The organism is Paenibacillus peoriae (genome assembly GCF_022531965.1).
GTDB classification, from domain to species: Bacteria; Bacillota; Bacilli; order Paenibacillales; family Paenibacillaceae; genus Paenibacillus; species Paenibacillus polymyxa_D.
On the sequence record NZ_CP092831.1, the window covers coordinates 5171844 to 5191677 of the forward strand.

Here is a 19834-nt window from a genome sequence, read left to right on the forward strand (position 1 = left end):
GCCCGAATATATCCAAATTAGTATTGACTGTTTTTCCAAAACTAACAAAATTAATTAGACTTAGCGCCAACAAGGAGAACATCGTTAATTTTTTCATCATCTAATATCTCCTCCATTATAAATTCATAATTCTTTCTATGCTGAGATGTGGAGTCTTTTCTGAATTTTTCGAACAAAGCAACACATTCTACAAACTTTGTTTTATTATTAATATTTTTGTAAAATTTTAGACTTTCTAAAATAGAATCAAGACCTTGACCGATTTTTTCATTACCAAAATAGTAAATTGCCAGTTTATAATGTAAATCAGCATATCTGTCCACAGTTGGCGCTAGCTGATAATATCCACTATCCAAAAAGAAACTATCATTAAAATCTCTAATTTCCTCTGAGAAATCGGAAAGTATCGCATCAATACTAAATTTATATTTAATGGCAGACTCAACAATAGTAAGTAAACCAGGCAATACTTCAAGGGGATTTTTCTTAAGAAAATTAACATACGAAGGTAAACTCCCCTTTTTACCCATTAGAACCTTTAAGTTAAGTTTATTTGCTTCTGCCCATAATTTGAGAAGTTCAACTTCTTCTAACCCTAATTCATCTAGTCCTTCAAACCAGCCTAAATCAGCGTAACCTTCAATGTATTCCATTGCTTTTTCATACATTCCTTGTAGTTCCAAAGCATTGCCTTTAAGTAAATAACCTTGTCCATAGTAAACAACAAGCGGCCTTTCGGTCTCTAATTGCCTATACTTATTTATGTTTTTTCGCTTCTGAATTTCATTTTTATATATAGTTGTTGCTAAGTTTCGTAGCTCGTCAGCATACCTTTCCACCTCTTTCCATTGGCGAAGACTAAAGTAGATATTAGCCAACTTCAACAAAGCATCTAAATGATAATTTTCAGGAAGTCGGTTACGATAGGGGATGAATCTTAAAACCGCTTCCAAGTTCCTCTCTAAATCTTTACCTATCGAAGCTATAAACAATTTATAATGACTAATTGCCAACCTCTCTGAATGTTGATACTTCTCATTTTCAATGACACATTCATAGAAAGGAATTGCCTCTTGCAACTTCCCCTCTGCGTATAACTCCTCTGCCAAAGTAAAAATTGTTGGAATGTGGTTAAGATCTTCCATTAAGCGTGAAAGCACTTTCTCAACACATCGCAAGTTTCCCACTTCAACACAACGAATCAGGAACGGCTTGACCCTTTTCCAATGTGGTCTTCCATCATAAAAACATTCATCCACATACAGATCATATAACCAGCCCTCTGGATAATTAAAGGCTTTGGTAATCAGGTCCATTTGTCTTACAGATATAGGTTTAGGTGGATTTCCGTTAAGCATCGCACTAAATATACCCCTATTAAGCCCCGTAGCTTGTCCAAAACTATTAAACGTGTAGCCACCTAGTTTTAATTCTTTCTCAATTTCCGAACGAATCGTGGTTGCATTTTCCAATAAAAACACCCCCGGCATATTCAGATGATTTTAAAAAATCACCCTCCTCGACAATCAATTACAATATACTAGAAATTATATGAATAAATTGGATGATGGTCAACCCCTTTTCTACACTGTTTTATTATATTATGGAATTTGATGTTATTAAAATAGTTCTCACAAGAACTAAATTACGAATAATTAAGGTAATTTAATTACCTCCACGCTTAATCTAGCTTTGTCTACACTCATACTATAGGAGTGTGGATGTCTATGGAAACAACGAAACTATTAGGAACAAAAATCCGCCAATTTCGAAAATTGCGGGGTATTACACAAGAACAGTTAGCAGAAGCATCCGATTCAACAGGTTCCTACATAGGGAAGTTGGAACGCGGTGAAGTCAATGTACAGATTAAAACATTAGAGAAAATAGCAGAGGCGCTGAACACAAACGTATTTGCATTTTTTAACTTTAATTCATATGAAGAACTCAAAAGCCAGCCCTGGATATGGGGATGTATTCATATTCTTTCCCAGCAGAGTGAAGCGGAACAGAATAAAGCTTATCGCATTCTAAAGGAGCTTTTCTCGATAGAGAATGAGCTTTCTGAAAATAACTCTGATGATTCCAAAGGAAAAGGATAAGTTTAATATTGTTCTCTATTAGCCATCTAGGCTAAGAAAAATTAAAAAAGGCTACGCTGTTCTGCTCAATTAAGTAGCAAAATACGTAGCCTTTTTGTAGTTCAAGGAAGCATGTGTTTCGCATTATACTGTACTTCTTCAAGCAATTTTCCATATTCCTCCTGTTGTTCGTATGTGGAATGATCTTTATACTTTTCAAATAATAATGTAATAGACTTGATATAGTACGCTTTATCATTCAATTGAGAAGATGCTTTGAAGCTCTTCAGCATACCGTCCATAGCTTTCGAATAAGCTCCTGTATTGAAATAGTAGCGACTAAGCTCAAGAAAAAAACGAGAATAAGTGACCAGATTATAATTCGTATGATAGTAAGAAATATTTACATTTAGTTCTCTGAATTCATCAATTTTTTCAGCAAAGAGAATTAAAATATCATCTATTGGATAATTGTAAATATTAGCTGACTCAACAATAGTCAGTAGCCCATGTAATATCTCCTGGGAATTATCTCTAAGAAGCTCAACATAGGCAGGCAAGCTTTCCATATTCCCCATTAAGATTTCCATACTCAACTGATTTGCTTTTGCCCACACTTTAAATTTTTGTGCCTCTATTTTTCCTATATCGTCCAGTCCTTCAAAATCAGTTAAATCTGCATAGTAGGGGATAAATTCCATAGCTTTTTTATATTGCCCTTGTATCTCGTAGGCATTCCCTTTCAGTAAAAAGGACTGACCATAATAAACGATTAGACGTCTTTCTGTATTTAGAGGCTTAACTTCACGATTTTTTAATTTTCCTCTAACCTGCTGTTGATAGATACTCGTAGCTAGTACTCTTAGTTCTTCAGCATACTGTATAACCGTCTCACAATCATAAAGTTGAAAATAGGCATTAGCCAGTTTTAATAAAGCGTCTAATTGGTAATTTTCAGGAAGATTCCTTCGAAACGGGGCAAATTTTATAGCTGCTTGACGATTATTATCCAAATCAGTATTTAGAGAATAACAAAACAAACGATATTGGCTGATCGCCAGCCTCTCCGAGTGGTAATATCTTTCGTTCTCTACCACACATTCGTAAAAAGGGACAGCTTCTTTTTCCTTACCTGCTTCGTGTAGTTCTTCTGCAAGCTCAAATATCATCGACACATAGGACAAATCCTCGGTCAGTCTCGACAATACCTTTTGAATACAGTCTACCTTTCCTAACTCTACACAACGCAATAAAAAAGGCTTAATCCGTTTCCAGTGCCCTTTTCCCTCGTAAAAGCATTCATCTATGTACAACTCATACAGCCAGCCCTCGGGATATTCCAATGCCTTGGTAATCAGGTCCATCTGCCGAACGGAGATTGGCTTGGGTGGGTTACTGTTCAGCATGGTACTGAATGTACCACGGTTAATACCGGATATTTTACTGAAGCTGCTAAATGTATAGCCTCTCTGCTTGAGTTCGGTCTCTATCGTCGAGCGGATCGTAGGTGTATGTTTCATTTCAATCCCCCTCAATATAGTTGCAGATATATCGTAAGTCATACTTAACATGTGATTTCGGTCGTAAGAACTTCATTTCATTACAAAATAATTAAAATAGTGAAATATATGGTCTATAAAGTCATTTTATTTTATGATGCCTTAGAAAGAAGCCTTTTTTTTACGAATTCCGTGATAATTGAAAAGTTAAATGAGGTACATCTGGAGAACCATTAAAAACAAACTTCAAGTTTTTTTATTTGAATGTCACAAATGTATATCTTTTTCAGTTATATAGGCAGAAGGGAGGGACGTTAATGGAAAAACTAAATACAGATAATCAAAACGCAGACATTAATCTTGTCATAGAGCAGGTCCAAGCAGGCGACAAACAAGCATACACACATATCATACGGCGTTATCAACAACAGATCTTTTTATATTGCTACTACTTACTTAAAAATCAGGAAGAAGCAGAAGATGCCGCTCAAGAAATATTCATCAAAGGGCTTGAGCACATCCGTCAGTTCGTACCTACAGTTTCTTTTTCAGCTTGGCTTTACAAAATCGCTCAAAATCACTGCACTGACTTATTAAAAAGAAACGCTAGAACATTCAAATCCTTCATTCAGTACAAACTGAACCTAAAGCAACAACCCATACATGAATATACAAATTTAATTCACGAGTTACTGGACCAGCTAACATTAAAAGATCGCCAGATTTTATTATTACGTTCGCTTGAGGATTACAACTACGAAGAGATTGCTACAATTATGGGACTGAAATCATCCACGATCCGAAAAAGATATGAGCGACTCCGTAAAAAGCTAATTAACTACAATGAAAAGGGAGGAAAACAAATTGAGCATTCATTTAAACCCGGAAGATAAAGAAATCGAGCACTTACAAAAGCTTATTCGGAATACTCCATTACAAGTGGATTTAATAGATAGAACTATGGAACGCTATAGCAATATGAAAACAAGACGTTATAAGCGCTCTAACTCTCGTTCAAAAAGAGTTCGCAATGCCTTTTTCGGAGCCTCTGCTGCACTTGTAATGGCGTTTACACTTGTCGTTAGTACTGGATTCATTTCACCAACAATGGCTGCATCCTTAAAACAAGTTCCAGGTATGAATTCTATATTCCAGCTAGCTGGTGATCTTGGTTTACAAACAGCGGACGAAAAAGGGCTACTATCCAAACCAAATCTTAGTGACACTCACGATGGCCTGACTCTCAGCGTACCGGAAGTTATGTTTGATGGAACACGTATATCCATTGCCTTAGAACGGCAAACCACTGACAAAAGATTTTTAAACACCGAATTACCCTTATTACTTGATGATTTAATACTTTCCATTAATGGAGAAGACATACACTCTTATGCACCTGCTAACACTAGCAACTCCATTGATCCTTATACGATACCTGGGAAAAATTCTAATTCAACAATTATACAATTTTCAGATTTACGTAACCAGGGAGGGAAGCCTTTCCCAGATAAGTTTAATTTGACAGTCTCCATGCCTGTCTCCGGCATTAAGCAACCATTTAAAATAGAAATTCCTGTGGAAAAGAACACCAAGAATAACTTGGTTTTTACACCGTCTCTTAAGCGAAAGTATTCAAACATTGACTATACCCTAGAAAAAGTTGAGCTCACACCGATTACAACCAGCATCACTACTCGCATAAAGCTACCTACTAATTCGAAAATTTCGTCACTTCCTTTTTTGGAGTATGAAATTTACGATGATAAAGGAAAACAACTAAAATTTATAAGCAACAACGGTTGGAGTGCTACGGATGGAAACGTTCTGATAACTGATTCACGTTTTGAACCTTTCACCTCTCTCCCCAAATCAATTACTATAAAGGTCGACAAGGTTATCTTAAGAAAAGATGATAAGAGCAAATTTGAATTAGATAAAGATGGAAATCCAAAAATAGAGTATTTCCCTGATCTAGAGATTACTTACCCGATTAATCCATGATAATAAATAAGTGAAGGAAGTGAAGCGTACTTCACCTCCTTCACTGCATATAAGTACTATCTATCTTCTAACATCAAAAGTATAAACTCCAAGCTTGTCTCCATTAGATTTATATGCGGCTACTTGGGCTGTTCCATAACCGATCATCTTAGCTTTATTTCCATGAAGTTCGACAACATCACTTCCATACAAAATCATCCAGTTAGAACCTTCCATAGCATATGAGCTACCTATACCTAATTTAAGTGGGGGAGTATCTTGCTTTGTAATAGGTGGCTTTTCTCCATTGGCAGGACTAAAGGTTACGGTTACTTTTGCTGGAGCTCCAACAGATATTGTTGAACTTACTGGTGAAGCCGAAGCTACTCCCCCTAAAGATAAAGCTAACGCGGAAATTGATAGTGCTAAGATTGCTTTTTTCATTTGTCATTTCTCCTCTTTAATAGTCTTCTTTAAAAGTTCTTAAGCTACTAAACACCTTGCTTTATGTCTGTGGCTACGTTTCTGTTACATTTTCCAACCCCCTTCCTTCTAATTAATTCCATTCTAATTCTTGATATGTTACAAAAAGAATATAAATAAACATATTATTTCATTTTTTACAAAATAATCATATAGATGGCTTCTCGTATAAAAAAATGAGCAGGTAGGATACAAATCCCCCTGCTCATTTCAGCGATAGTATTTATATCATTTTAATTAGCTGTCGGTTCGGTTCCCCAAACAAGTACCCCATTATGATACAACGTAGCTTTCGTATGATCGGCGAATGAAGTTTGCGTGCCTTTATACGAGTAATCGTCACTTTCGTTATAGTTCGACCAGTCTGTTTTATGAATACGAGTTTGAATTCCGCCCGTGCTTCCTCTAGGTGCTAACACGCCTGCATCTGAGTTGAAGCTGACTTCCAAATAATAATCAGCACCGGTTGCAGCCTTATCCATTTTAACCAGTTTACCATTCAGCTTTGAGCAGCTCAGCATTGCATAGTCGCAGTTGAATGTCTGCTCACGGTCACCGTCGATCGTGTAGTAGTAGCGAATTTTCAACTCGTTGATCGGTACGGAGGCTGTACCTTTGTTTACAATTTGGAAATGCGGGTTCAAGTGATTGTCGTTCACATTTGTATCCGCTGTGCGATACTGGAGCACCAGTCCCGTTGTCGGCTGCTGAGTATCCGCTTTCGGTGCTGCGCTAGCCGTGTTCGAAAGCGTTTGACCTGCATCGTTCTTCGCTACGACTTGGTAATAGTATATCGTGTCTGCCGTTACGGCTGTGTCGGTGTAGCTGCTTTCGTATACATCGCTCGCTACGGTGGCGAACGTACCGTTTTCAGCCGTCGAACGCTTCACTTCATAGCTTGCGGCATTCGCCGATGCTGTCCAGCTCAGCTTTACTTTCGCCGTTTCGCCCGCTGCGTTCAGCGTGAAGCTGCCCGGTACTGATGGTTGCTCGGTAATGCCATACGTTTTTAAGTTAGTCGGGAGCTTTTCAAGCGTAATGACGTTCGGATGATTATACACTTTTTTCAGATGCTCCAGACTGTTTTGTTTGCCGTCTCTCAGGAAATCCCCATACCATGTAGCGAACCAGCTCCAATGGGCTTGATACGCCTTCATCAGATCAGGGTCCGGGATAGGTCCGTTTTCGCTCATGGCAACTAACTTTTTGTCCTTGCCCAATGTAACAAGGTCTTCGTATTTTGCAATCTGCGGGCTGTAGTCGCCTGCTTGCGGATAAGAGTCAAAGCTCAAAATATCCACATACTCATCTCCCGGATACCAATCCGGAGCAACAGAATTCCATACCCAAATCAAATTGTTCAGTTTGTGCACATTCGTCAAACGGTCATGCATCAAAATATACAATTTTTTAACAGGCTCAGGGCCTTTGGCGCCCCACCAGAACCATTTGCCTTCCGCTTCGTGCAAAGGACGGAACAGCACAGGAACTTTCGCATCCTGCAACTTCTTCAATTGCCCCGCAATTACATCGATGTCGCGAATAAGCAATGTATAATCTTCGGACTCTGGATGATTCATCGCATATTCGATATCGAATGTAGTTGAATCGGCATAAAAGCCTCTCCACCATTCTTTTCCCTGCGTATCGATCAGACCTTTCGGTGCGTTCCAATGCCATGCAAAGGTAACAATGCCCCCTTGCTTATCCCATGCAATCGCCTTTTCCGTCTCTGTGGAACTAAGACCGTGTTCCGCTCTGCTTGGCGAATAGTCGATCAGGTCAAGCGCTGCAATTGCTGGTTTTTTACCTACATTGGCTTGAAGCCAATCAATTTCGTTTATCTCCTCCTGACCAGAGAGCATATTCTTCCCGTATTGATCAACCAGGTAGTTCATCAATGCTCTTGCTTCTATCGTCGCATTCGGATTAATGAGCGTTTTGGTTACCGCATGCGGTGGACGGTCAGTAGCTGGCTCCAGCTTGACATAGTCGATATCATACCAGCCCCAGCCTGTTTCAAAACCGATCGTATTGGCCCCTGCATTCAACAGAACCTTACCACCGGAAGTCTCTTTAAAATCAGCCGATTTCGAAAGTATCAGCTCGCCAGACGCTTTGCCGTTTAAAGAGAAGTTCGTGCGTTTGTCATCATGAGGAGAACGGTAGCCGATTGTAAGATTGTACAAGCCTGCCGCCTCTGCCTGAATCGTCATCGCCAGGGAATCCCCCGGATTGTGGAAATTAGTTACATAACCAGTACCTGAGAAGCCAGTCCCGCTGGATTCCACAATGGTTCCCTTCAGCGTGCCCTCTTCGGCTTCATAGCGATTCGATCCGTCTACAGGCGCTCTAGGAACCGCTTTCAAAACATTGGATTCGCTCATTCCCGCCTTTGTTTTTGCGGTTATTTTATAATAATAAGAAGTGCCGTTCGTTACGTTGGTATCTGTATAAGACGTTTCGACCAAGTTGGATGCTACAGCAGTAAAAGGACCATTTTCATACGTAGCCCGCTGTACACTGTACCCTACAGCTCCGCTGGAAGCGTCCCAGGACAAATCGACTTTCCCATCGCCAGTCTCAGCTCTCAGCGCAAAGTTTTCGGGACCTTCCACAGGTGTATCATTGCCAACAGTCAGCACGATGTGATAAGCCGTCAATGGTGGTACTGTATAGGTAAAGCGGTTGCCTGAAATTTGCGTGATTGGTGCGGATTCCTTAATTTGCGAGCTATTTTTGTCGAAGCCCCATACTTTACCGGAACCGTAAGTCGTCTCGCCGGAAAGATCAAATTGGGCGTCGAATGCGCTGTCCATGCTTTTATTCATGACAACGAGGTGCAGTTCTTTGTAGGATGCATCTGTTACGGAAGCATGCACCGAGCTATTAACAATATCCGACGTTTGCGCGTTAACGCTGATATCACCGAAAGTAGAGCTTTTTCCGTCATAATTGCGATAAAGCTTGTAAGCGGCACTAACGTAGTTGTTGGCACCCTCCTTTAACTTCCAGTAGTTTGCCATATAAACGTCGTTTTTGCCCAAGATGCCCAACACATCGGCCATAGCGATACCGCCAGAAATATCATTTTCGCCGCCATAGCTATACTCAGTCAAAGCCAGCTTGGTTCCCGGGTAATACTTGTCCACCGACTGCTTTAATCGAGGCAATAAAGGCAAGAATTCACTGTTCCATTGAGCGATCCAGCTATCTTCCTTGTAGGTCGGATCCCACAAAGTACGAGGCGCCTGCATTCTGGCTTTCTTCGTTTCGTCATTGCCTACCTCATTCGTAATTCGTATGCCTCCGCCCATCGCTTCGGGATACCAGTGGACGTCGAAAACATCCAGCAATCTCTTGCCTTCAGCTTGCGAGCTAAGGCGCATTTGATCCAGGTAATAGTCCACGAACCAGCTGTAGTTGCCTTTTACAGAGTTCCAATCAGGTGCGGTTTGAAGATCTGTATAGGCGCCAAAACCGTAAAGAACGGGCCCAAAAATTTCCGCACCCGCGTCAACCGCTTTAACAGCTTTGGATAAGCTTACCGACCGGTCTACCAACTCTTTGGCTCCGACCTTTTCACCATGAATGCGCGGATGCGTGTGCGACCAGAGAGCGGGTTCATTGTCGAGCGCATATCCTTTCACGCCCGTCTTTGTTGAAGCAACGCCGTACTTTTTCACTAAAAAGTTGACGAATTCATCCGCATAAACCTGATTGTCATTCAGATCAGGCTGTAGTTGAAACGGCGCATTTTTAGCGTTTACGACCTGATTCCAACGAGCAGAAGGGGCCTTTTCACTTTCCTGCACACTTCCGTTTCCATCCTTGGCCACATAACCAGCCATCGGCAGCGTGACTAAAGAATATGTGCCCTGCTTCAGCGATTGATCGTGAAACGAGGTTGCCACCGCACCTGGCTTTTCACATTCGGCTTTTGTCAATCCGGCGTTGTCGCATAAATAGCTATCGCTGGACTGCATCCAGTCACTTCCTGCATTGGACATATTGTTTTCCCAGTTATATCCGGTCATTCGATTGCCACCAAGTCGTCTGGCAGTCAGATTCTCATCGCCTGCCAATTCCTGATTCGTACCGTAAATATAAGGGCTAATCGGCTTACGATCCTTGGATGTATTGACTTTAATGGTAACGGTCTTTGCCGTTTGACCGTGAACTACAGTTGGAGTCGGTAGAGCCCCCCCTACTATAATCGTGCATGCCATGACGACCGGCAGCCATTTGGAACGTTTGGACCAAATACCACTACTATTTTTCTCCTTCATGCCGCTTTCCTCCTTTAAGTTTGAAAAGAGCGGCACCCATACGAGTGCCGCTCTACAAGGCTTTAAGGCTCCTGATTCCAAACGAGTTTATCGTTCTGGTACAGCGTCATATCCCTGCTTGAAATGTTCCAGCCGAAGACAACACCCTCTTTCTTTGAAACTGGATTTATAATATTACCTTAACACAAAGGTATATTGACATTTTTAACTATTGTTTTAATTAGCTAGTATTAATTTCTTAAATAACCATATTGCTTGAGTATCCCAATAGCTCTTGCTTATCCACACTCGTCCTTCCTACCGTACTTTATCCTTTTGAATAAGCTTATAATAGATGCGCGCAGGCTCTGATTCTCCAGTGGATAAAATGTATTCTGCCAAAGGTGCGCACAGCTTTTGGAGGTAAAAGGAGTATAGTAGCTCGGCCGTGTCAAAATGAATTTTCAACACCTGCTTCATCAAACCTTCGAATTTGGAGTAATCCAGTTCTTCCGGGGTAATATCAAACGGGTACTCAGGAAAGGTTTTTTTCTGAATTTCAACAAATTGCTCCCTAAGCTTCGGTTGATTGCCTGAACGGGCAGCCGAGAAATTCATCATAAAAAAAGATACAAAGTCCGTCTCACGATCACTTAACTTATAGTACTCACACCAACGCATGAATATCAGTGGTTTTACCATATATAAATCTCCTTTAACAAAAGTTCAGATTTATCATGAATCTTACAAAAATCTAGTGGGTTCCATCTTATGTAATATATAGGTTAAGCCCCATTTTAAAATATGATTCCTTAAATGAATTTTGCTTTTTAACATATCCCCTTCTTATATATCTATGAAAGTGGACAACAAAAAAAGACCGTTTCAGTATCTTAATGACGCTGACCAAGTCTTCTCATAATCATCCGTATAATCGCATTCGTATTTATTCTAATCTTCTACATAGCTGCAAGGTTACAGGCTGCACGTGAACACATAAGCGGGCGGGACATTGCAGTTTACCTTTTTAATCTGAATGTCAGCAAAAAAGGTGCGGAAAAAATTGTGTTTGACCTTGCTGTACTGGAACGTAATAAATTTGCCTTCCTGGCCCAAAACCTCAGCCGTTTGTCCCAAAATAAGGCTAGATAACGCGCCTGGCAGGCTGGTGAAAGGGAGCCCTGATACGACATAATCCACTTTTGGAACCTCATACTGTCGTATATACTGCGCCACATGCTCAGCCGATCCATGAATGATGTGTACCTTCTCCAAGTGTCCGTACTTGCTTTGTAGCGTTTTGTAAAACGATTCATTAGCTTCAATCACTAAAAGTAGCGTTTCTGGACGCTTGTTCAAAATCAGCTCTTGCGTAAACACACCGGTCCCTGCACCATATTCAATAATGCACGATGCTTTGTCAAAGTAAATCGGTGTGGCAATTTGTTTGGCCAACTGTCTTGAGCTGGGTATAACAGCGCCTACGCTGCGTGGATGCCTGATGTACTCTCGAATAAAGTGAATCGCGTTCATCTTTTCCTCTCCCTGCTTGACACACATGATAGACATTCGGTTCATCGACGCTTCTTATTACATATTCATTGTATACCGATCAGAATATTGATTTCAAGCAGGCTACTGTCGGCATATAAAAAGAGCGTAGCCTTATTCGACTCTAATCAAATAATGACTACCCTCTTATTGTAACATCTATTTGTTCATGGTATCCAACTGTGTACCCTCTGCCTGCGATGCCTGTCCAGCTTTACGTCGCCGTGCGCCTATATGCATGGCAACAATCCGATAGATGGAGGCCGGCTGTAGGGATACGGCCCAGCTCGCGTCTGCATCCGGTGCAAGCACGACCCCTAGCTGGTGATGATCGCCATCGTACATGCCTCGCTGCACAAACTTGCTCTCGCCTTGCAGATTGCGTACTTCCAGCTTGCAAAAGGCAGAATTGATCCGCAAGGCCTGGTGTAACTCGGCACGGGTATTCACAATAACTCCATTCACGCGGTAAATGGCCTCGCCCGGCAGTATGCCCATGGCTGTCGCCGGACTGTCTGGCAGCACAGCGAGCACACGCATCCCTTGCTCCGGATGGACAAACATCGGGCTAAGACGACTTTCCTCCATATTACCATACCAGATCAGTGCCTCATGAGCCAGAAAAGAGAATAACGCTGCTAACAATATCAGCGGACTCCACCATGCAGCCAGCAAGCTCAGCAGAAGTAAAGCCACACTGTACAGAAGCAAGCGGTTCGAAGTGAGTACCGCCTTCTGTCGTGGTAGCTGGCCTAGCGTCACGCTGCTGAAGCCCATCAGGACTGGTAAGGCTGCCAGCATATACCCGGTTCCGGCATCGCCGCCGAACAACGGTGTCCAGGGAAGCATGAATCCTCCCTGAGTGGGTACCAGCAATAACAACGGAATGGGCCAGAGATCTTCCATCCGATAGCCGCCAACCAATCTCCCCCGTTTGCCCTCGACAAACAGTGGAGTGGCAGCTTTCCCCCCTTGCCAGCGAACCAACAGCGCCTCAGCCACATGCAGCACGGCGACCAACACCAACAGTGCTGGAATATCCAATCCGCGGATAGCCGTTACTGAAGTTCCGAGCGCTCCCACAGGTTGCCAGCCACTGGCCACATTTAGGAAAAATTGAACCACACCTAGCAGACCTACCGAATAAGCGAGACACAGGTAACGGACGCGTACCAGCATGAGCAGTAATGTTGCTACCCACAGGCACACGATGGAAGCCGGGTTCAGATGCACGCTGACGAACATTCCCAGAACGGATAGCGCCATTCCAGCAAGCAAACCACTCCATACGACACGCCAGGTCTCTGAGGCCCAGCTATGCATTTTAGTATGAAATAGCTTGCGCTCCAGCAGCATTTGCCGACGATAACCAAGTGCGACAATGAGTATTGAGATATAATAAAACGGCTGCATAAGCAGGTATAAGCAAGCATTCAAGACGCTCCATCCCCATTGTAATGCCCATTCCAAGTCCATTCACACTCCCTTATGCCCCTGGCCCGCTGTATAGCGGATCACGTACACTTCATATCCATTTATTCTATATGAAATTGCCAACGTAGGGAAGACAAACCGACAGACTGCAAATAAATCCCAATATAAAAGGAGGCTGTTTCCAGCCCCCTTGTTGTAGCCTCACTATTATTTCGCTACGCTTGTCTTCATTTCCTTCCGAATCTCTTCAATCCCCTGCTTGAGTTGATTATCATTTTTCGGATCACGAATTTTCTCAATCAGCTTGGCTTCCATCGCTGCTGCTGTCTTCGCATCAATGATGCCACTAGCCGTCAGCTTCGCTTGTTTTTGAAAAGCAATAACAGAGCTTTCAGTTACTTTGTCAAAATAGCCATCCTCGCGACCTGGTTTGTAACCCAAACCTTGCAGAATGATTTGTGCATTTTTCACATCACTGCTATTCATATTGTATTTCAAGGACTTTTCCTTGTTCAGCGGTGCTGCTGTGAAGTATTCAGGCTGTTCCACCGCGATGTTCGGCTTAATCCCTTTTTTATGAATCCACGTTCCATTTGGCGTTAACCATTTGGCAATCGTGATTTTGAGCAGGCTACCGTCACCCATTTGCTTGTCATAGCTGGTTTGTACAGTACCTTTACCAAAGGAGTTTTCCCCGATCAACACAGCACCTGCTGATTGCTGGAGAGCACCTGCCAGAATTTCGGACGCACTTGCGCTACCTTTATTCATTAGCAAAGTCACAGGGTAATTTTTACGTGAACCTTTGGATTTCTCTTCTTCACGCTTCTGATTCTTGTCTTCCACTTGTACAATCGTTTTGCCAGAAGGTACAAATTGCTGCGCAATCTCAATGACAACGGAAAGCACGCCGCCCGGGTTATTACGCACGTCAATGACGAGCCCTTTTAGCCCTTGCTTCTCGAGCTTCGCCAACTCTTCCTTGAATCGTTCTGCTGTATTCAAGGAGAACTGGGTGATCGTGATGACGCCTACACCGTCGCTTTCCATATGAGCTGTTACAGTTTCCATATCAATATTGTCACGGGTAATCGTGTATTCGAGCGGATCAGGAGAGCCACTGCGCTGAATTTTGACTTTCGCCTGACTGCCTTTAGGTCCACGGATTTTGGAAACGGCCTTGTTCAGATCCAATCCGTCCAGTGTTTCACCATTAACAGACAAAATAATATCCTTAGAGCGTAGCCCTGCCTTTTCAGCCGGCGAGCCTTTAATTGGCGTGACTACAACTACTTTTCCGTTTTCAGCCGCTACTTCAGCTCCGATCCCGGTAAAAGAGCCTTCTATAGATTGCTCGAACTGTTGTGCAGTTTCTTTACCCATATAAGAGGAATACGGGTCGCCGAGCGACTCCATCATACCATTGATGGCGCCATCCACCAGCTTGGTACGATCCACATCCTGATAATATTGTCCCTGAATCAGGTCCATCGCCGTTTCGATTTTGCGGATATCACTTCTGGAAGTAGAACTGCTACCTGTCACACTCGCCAGCAGTCCTTCGCCCAGAGCGCTGTTCCCTACTGTAGTCGTTCCAGTATAGGCAAAAGTGAGCAGACTGCCGCCAAGCAGCCCGATCACCATCAAGAGTATCGCTGTACTTTTTTTCAACATCTAATCGTCCACCGCCTTCTCATTATCTTGTATCCTATTGCCTTACAACGCATATCCATCCACGAAGTATACGTCTAGCTTGTACGGAATATGTTAATTGTATCCTACTCCGTGTCTCAATGCACATGTTCTTCATCGGATATTAACCATTACAGCAAAGCCCTATCTACAACCGTAATGGCTATAAATAGGGCTTACCTTTTTTACTATAAATAGTTCATCGGATTTACAGGCTTATTATTTTCGCGCACCTCAAAATGACAGTGAGGTCCTGTGGAATTGCCCGTCGAACCAACTTCTGCAATTTTTTGACCACGTTTCACAGTCTGCCCCGTATGAACCACCGTACCGCCATTGCGAATGTGTCCGTATAGGGTCCATAGTCCGTCTCCATGGTCAATTACAACTGTGTTTCCATAACCACTCCACCACTCGGCAACAATGACAACACCGTCTTCAGCTGCATGAATATCAGTTCCCTGCGGAGCCGCCATATCAATACCTGTGTGGCCTTTAAGCTTACCAGTAATCGGATGTACCCGCATGCCAAAAGTAGATGAGAGTCTGTAATGAGATACAGGTAAAGCCAACGTACCTGATCCACCCGTATACGTACTGGCTGCCGCATGGCTGGAATTTGAGGCAGCGCCTGAGGAAGAAGATGCATATCGTTTGGCTTCAGCCGCACGTGCAGCTGCTCTGGCGCGTGCTGCTTTGGCAGCCTGCTCCGCTCTGAGCTTGTTCTTCTCCTGCACCAGACCCACACGTTTATTCGCGAGGGCTACCAGCATGTCATTTTGCTCTTCGCTGATTTCATCTGACTCCGCAATATCATGATCATAATTGGAAATCAGTCTTTGCTTCTCTTTCTCCTTCGAATTCAGTTCTGCTTTGGCGCCCTGCTTGAGCGCATACAGCTTCTTGGCATTTTTATATTCCGTATCCAGCTGCTTCTTCTTACTTACGACCAGAGCCTTGTCCTTTTTATGCTCGTCCAACAGGATTTGATCCTGCTCCACGATCGTTTTCAGGGAATCTACCCGGCTAAGAAAGTCACTAAAACTGGACGAAGACATCAGCACGTCCATATATGAGACGGTTCCATCCGTATACATCAAACGCACACGAGTTTCCAGCATTTTTTCCCGTGACTGGATACGATCAATGGCCTCAGCTAAATCTTTTTTAGTCGCACGCAGATTATCTTCCGTTTGATCAATCTGAACCGCAACACGAGTCAGCTGATCACTGACACTGTTAATCTGAGCAAGCACAATTTTTAGGTTTTGCACGGTTTTATTTTTGTAATGTTGGGCATACTGTTTATCTTGAGCAGCCTTTTCCTGTTGTTGCTTGGCAGATTGGGCCTGCTTTTCCAATTTGTTCAGCTGCGAATTGATCTCACTCATGCTTTTGGCATATCCGTCAGAAGGCTGGATTAGCAATGCGGCTACCAAGGTAGCGGCCAACACAGATCCTGTTTTTTTCAACTTGCACTCCCCATCCTTTATCGCAAAATAACACCGGGCTTCCCCGTTCTATTAAATCGACCACGACGTCCAACCAGCGCTTCTTATACTTTTAAGAACTTGCGCATGGACAGGGTACTGCCAACAATTCCGACCAGCATCCCCAAAATAATCAGCAATGCACTCAACTGAATCCAAATGCCTTCAAGTGGCATAAGCTTCAACATATTCAGAGCTATATCGCCCTGAACGGCTGTGAGCAAACGCTGATAGCCAGTAAATAAAATACCTACGGTAATCAAGGAACCAATGAGACCGATAAGCGCTCCTTCAATAAAAAACGGCCAGCGTATAAAAAAGTTGGTCGCACCGACCAGCTTCATAATGCCAATCTCTCTTCGTCGTGCCAATATGGTCACGCGAATCGTATTCGAGATGAGGAACATGGACATGATCGCCAGTCCAGCGACGAATATAAAGCCTACATTACGAATGAGCTTCGTAATCGTAAAGAGCGTCTCTACGGTGCCTTTTCCATAACGAACCTTTAAAATCGGTTTCTCTGGATGCAACGTATTCAGCTTCTCAATCTTTTCGGCCACAAATGGAACCGTTGTTGGTTCAATAACCTCTACCACAATTTTGTCCGGCAGTGGATTGCTGTCCTTGTCAAAACCCTCCAGCAGCTCCTTGCCGCTGTCACCCAAATCTTTGCGCAGCTCTTCCAAACCCTGAGCTTTAGTCACAAAGGTCGTTTTGCTGATTTCTGGCATCGCCGCGATTTCCTTTTGCAGTGTTTCACGCATGTTTTGCTCTACATTCAGCTCCAGAAATACGTTAACCTCCACCTGACTATCTGCCTGATCAGCCAGGGAATTGACGTTGAGCACCAGCATGATAAATACGCCCAATATGAGCAGTGACACAATAATCGAGGTGACGGATGCCACGGACATCCAGCCATTGCGGAATATGTTTTTGAAACCTTCCCGCACATGACGTAAGAAGGTGTTAAAAGTCATATCCGTACTCCCCTCTTACCTGATCCCTTACGATGTTGCCATTTTCAATGGCAATCACGCGTTTACGCATAGAGTTCACGATGTCCTTATTGTGGGTCGCCATCACAATGGTCGTGCCTCGAAAATTAATTTCGTCCAGCAACTGCATGATCTCCCACGATGTTTCCGGGTCCAGATTTCCCGTAGGTTCATCGGCAATGATCACGGAAGGATTGTTTACGATGGCCCGTGCAATCGCTACACGCTGTTGCTCCCCACCGGAAAGCTGGGCAGGCTCACGATTCATTTTTGTTTTCAAGCCAACCAGTTCAAGCACTTCGGGTACCCGTTTGCGAATCAGCTTCTTGGGAGCTTCAATAACTTCCATAGCAAAAGCCACATTCTCATAAGCCGTCAAACGCGGCAAAAGCCGGAAATCCTGAAAAATGACTCCGATGTTACGACGAACGTAGGGAATTTTACGCTGCTTGAGCTTCCCGATATTAAAACCATTGACTGAAATTTGCCCCTTGGTAGGTACTTCTTCTCTATAAATAAGCTTCATAAAAGTCGATTTCCCCGCTCCAGACGGGCCGACTACGTATACAAATTCATTGCGGTCAATTCTGACCGATACTCCTTGAAGTGCGTGGGTTCCGTTAGTATAGGTCTTCCACACATCCTGCATTTCAATCACTCGATCACTTCCCGTTGCTTAATCATATTACGCATAACCTAATATCCATTCGACATATTCCATGCATTTCCTTTAAAAACTTCTCTATTTCATCATACCGTTTATCATTGTAACAAATTTGTTACCTAAATAGTACCGAAAGTTTTCTGCTTTTGGCACATATATATGAATATTATGGCACACGAGTACGCTATCAAGCTTATCAGACAGGAGACATCTGCATTATGAAAAAAATTCATTTATCTGTCATTTGGATATGGTCTGGTGTTCTGGCGCTAGCCATGTTGTGGGGAGGACTTCATCTGTACGCCGACAGACAAACACTGCCGGAGGGAGTGAGGGTCGGAGGAATTAACGTAGGAAGCATGGATCACACAGCCGCTCTTCGGCTGGTGGATAAAAAATTGGATGCATTGAAGCAACGTCCACTACTTCTGACGGACAGTGACAGCAGTGCACAGGATATAAAAATTACACTCGGGGAAGCAGGAATTCATTATAAAGCGGAGGCATTTCGGAATGCCGTGACGGCACTCAGCTCGGAGCATCTATGGACTCGTGTGCAGACACGTTTTAGCTTCGAGAAGGAATGGTCTATCACATCTTTCCGACAGGAGGAGATATTAAGGGCCCAATTCGGAGCCGATTGGGAGGAGCAACGATATGGCATGCCTATCAATGCTGTGCGACAGATTGACGGGAATGATCAGGTTCGTTATATTCCGGGGCGCTCTGCCCGACGCCTAGATTGGCCCAGATTGGACGCCGCACTAGATAAGGCGCTGCCCAAGGATTTTACCGCTTCGGAAGAGCCCGTACGAGTGGAATTACCTTTCCGTCAGCTGGAGCCGAAAATTTCAGTAGACAGTCTGCGTAACGAAGGGATTGAGCGCAAAATCGTCCAGTTCTCCACCAGTCTAGGCAGCAGCTCGGAAGGACGCGTGTACAACGTTAACTCAGCGGCAAGCACCGTTGATGGTTTAATTCTCAAGCCTGGCGACATATTCGACTACGGCCAATTGATTGCCAAGGCTGAGCGCACTCATGGCTTTCGTGAAGCTCCAGTGATCGTGAACGGTCAGTTGGAGTCCGGTATAGGCGGCGGGATTTGTCAGGTATCCAGCACGGTGTATAATGCAGCGCTGCGAGTCGGTTTGGACATTGTTGAGCGCCGCAACCATTCCTTGCCGGTCAGCTATCTGCCCAAAGGTCAGGATGCGACTTTCGCTACGGGGTCCATTAATTTCCGTTTTAAAAACAATACAGGCAAGCATTTGTTACTTCGTGCGGCTGTCCAAAACCGAACACTTACTGTTAAATTTTTTGGTACATTTCCGTCCAATATTTCGTATGAACTGGAATCCCATACGGTTCGCGTACTTCCCATACCGGAGAAAAGACTCCGTAATGACTCACTTTCCCCCGGCTTCTATCAAGTACTTCGGCAGGGCAAAGAAGGGTATGTGGTAGAAACATTTCGGGTAAAAAAGGTAGACGGAAAAGCCGTAGATCGCACCCGAATCAGCCGTGATACGTATCGAGCGCAGCAACGCATTATAGCTAGTTATGGCGGTGGCACATCGTCTGAGCCACAAACACGTGAACCCGAGAAGTCTATTGTCGAGGATGGTATAAGCGAATAAACGAAAAATCCCCCTTCCACTGTCGGCTGGACTTGTTCCAGACAGTATGAAAGG

General features: G+C 43.4%; 15 protein-coding genes. 4 read left to right on the top strand and 11 right to left on the bottom strand.

Features of this window, described 5'->3' with window-relative positions:
- Positions 1-50: 50 nt before the first annotated feature.
- Positions 51-1472 carry a tetratricopeptide repeat protein gene (locus MLD56_RS22925; protein ID WP_029514539.1) on the bottom strand — a complete coding sequence of 474 codons (1422 nt, stop codon included), beginning with the start codon at positions 1470-1472 and terminating at the stop codon, positions 51-53.
- Positions 1473-1727: 255 nt separating this feature from the next.
- On the opposite strand from MLD56_RS22925, the gene MLD56_RS22930 reads away from it, so the two are divergent.
- Positions 1728-2102, top strand: a complete 375-nt coding sequence (locus tag MLD56_RS22930) for a helix-turn-helix domain-containing protein (RefSeq protein WP_029514540.1) — start codon at positions 1728-1730, stop codon at positions 2100-2102.
- Between the two features lie 101 nt (positions 2103-2203).
- On the opposite strand, the gene MLD56_RS22935 is transcribed toward MLD56_RS22930, so the two are convergent.
- Positions 2204-3601, bottom strand: coding sequence for a helix-turn-helix domain-containing protein (locus tag MLD56_RS22935; RefSeq protein WP_029514541.1), 1398 nt, complete (start codon positions 3599-3601; stop codon positions 2204-2206).
- Positions 3602-3897: 296 nt separating this feature from the next.
- Here MLD56_RS22935 and MLD56_RS22940 point away from each other — a divergent pair, with 296 nt between their 5' ends.
- Complete coding sequence (locus MLD56_RS22940; RefSeq protein WP_029514542.1) at positions 3898-4473, top strand: RNA polymerase sigma factor; 576 nt, start codon at positions 3898-3900, stop codon at positions 4471-4473.
- A complete protein-coding gene (locus MLD56_RS22945) occupies positions 4445-5581 on the top strand; it encodes a DUF4179 domain-containing protein (protein ID WP_029514543.1) in 1137 nt (378 codons plus the stop codon). Before MLD56_RS22940 ends, MLD56_RS22945 begins: the two co-directional genes overlap by 29 nt.
- A gap of 60 nt (positions 5582-5641) precedes the next feature.
- Here MLD56_RS22945 and MLD56_RS22950 read toward each other — a convergent pair whose 3' ends face one another.
- The 9 genes from MLD56_RS22950 to ftsE all read right to left on the bottom strand — a co-directional run bounded on the left by MLD56_RS22950 (position 5642) and on the right by ftsE (position 18137).
- On the bottom strand, positions 5642-6004 hold the full coding sequence (locus MLD56_RS22950; RefSeq protein WP_029514544.1) for a BLB8/JUQZ-1 family protein: 363 nt from the start codon (positions 6002-6004) through the stop codon (positions 5642-5644).
- Positions 6005-6276: 272 nt separating this feature from the next.
- The gene (locus tag MLD56_RS22955) at positions 6277-10332 is read right to left on the bottom strand and encodes a glycosyl hydrolase (protein ID WP_029514545.1); all 4056 of its coding nucleotides are present in this window, start codon (positions 10330-10332) and stop codon (positions 6277-6279) included.
- Between the two features lie 297 nt (positions 10333-10629).
- On the bottom strand, positions 10630-11013 hold the full coding sequence (locus MLD56_RS22960) for a hypothetical protein (protein ID WP_029514546.1): 384 nt from the start codon (positions 11011-11013) through the stop codon (positions 10630-10632).
- Positions 11014-11286: 273 nt separating this feature from the next.
- Positions 11287-11844 carry a class I SAM-dependent methyltransferase gene (locus MLD56_RS22965; RefSeq protein WP_029514547.1) on the bottom strand — a complete coding sequence of 186 codons (558 nt, stop codon included), beginning with the start codon at positions 11842-11844 and terminating at the stop codon, positions 11287-11289.
- A 177-nt stretch (positions 11845-12021) separates the two neighbouring features.
- A complete protein-coding gene (locus MLD56_RS22970; protein WP_029514548.1) occupies positions 12022-13338 on the bottom strand; it encodes a PDZ domain-containing protein in 1317 nt (438 codons plus the stop codon).
- A gap of 165 nt (positions 13339-13503) precedes the next feature.
- Entirely contained in the window at positions 13504-14970 is a 1467-nt protein-coding gene (locus tag MLD56_RS22975; protein WP_029514549.1) for a S41 family peptidase, read from the bottom strand.
- A 206-nt stretch (positions 14971-15176) separates the two neighbouring features.
- Complete coding sequence (locus MLD56_RS22980) at positions 15177-16460, bottom strand: M23 family metallopeptidase (RefSeq protein WP_029514550.1); 1284 nt, start codon at positions 16458-16460, stop codon at positions 15177-15179.
- 83 nt (positions 16461-16543) lie between these two features.
- Complete coding sequence (ftsX, locus tag MLD56_RS22985) at positions 16544-17461, bottom strand: permease-like cell division protein FtsX (RefSeq protein ID WP_013312238.1); 918 nt, start codon at positions 17459-17461, stop codon at positions 16544-16546.
- Positions 17451-18137 carry a cell division ATP-binding protein FtsE gene (gene ftsE / locus MLD56_RS22990; protein WP_023990620.1) on the bottom strand — a complete coding sequence of 229 codons (687 nt, stop codon included), beginning with the start codon at positions 18135-18137 and terminating at the stop codon, positions 17451-17453. The genes ftsX and ftsE overlap by 11 nt, the downstream gene beginning before the upstream one ends.
- Before the next feature lie 224 nt (positions 18138-18361).
- Between ftsE and MLD56_RS22995 the strand changes: the two genes are divergently transcribed.
- Positions 18362-19780, top strand: a complete 1419-nt coding sequence (locus tag MLD56_RS22995) for a VanW family protein (RefSeq protein WP_029514551.1) — start codon at positions 18362-18364, stop codon at positions 19778-19780.
- Positions 19781-19834 lie beyond the last annotated feature (54 nt).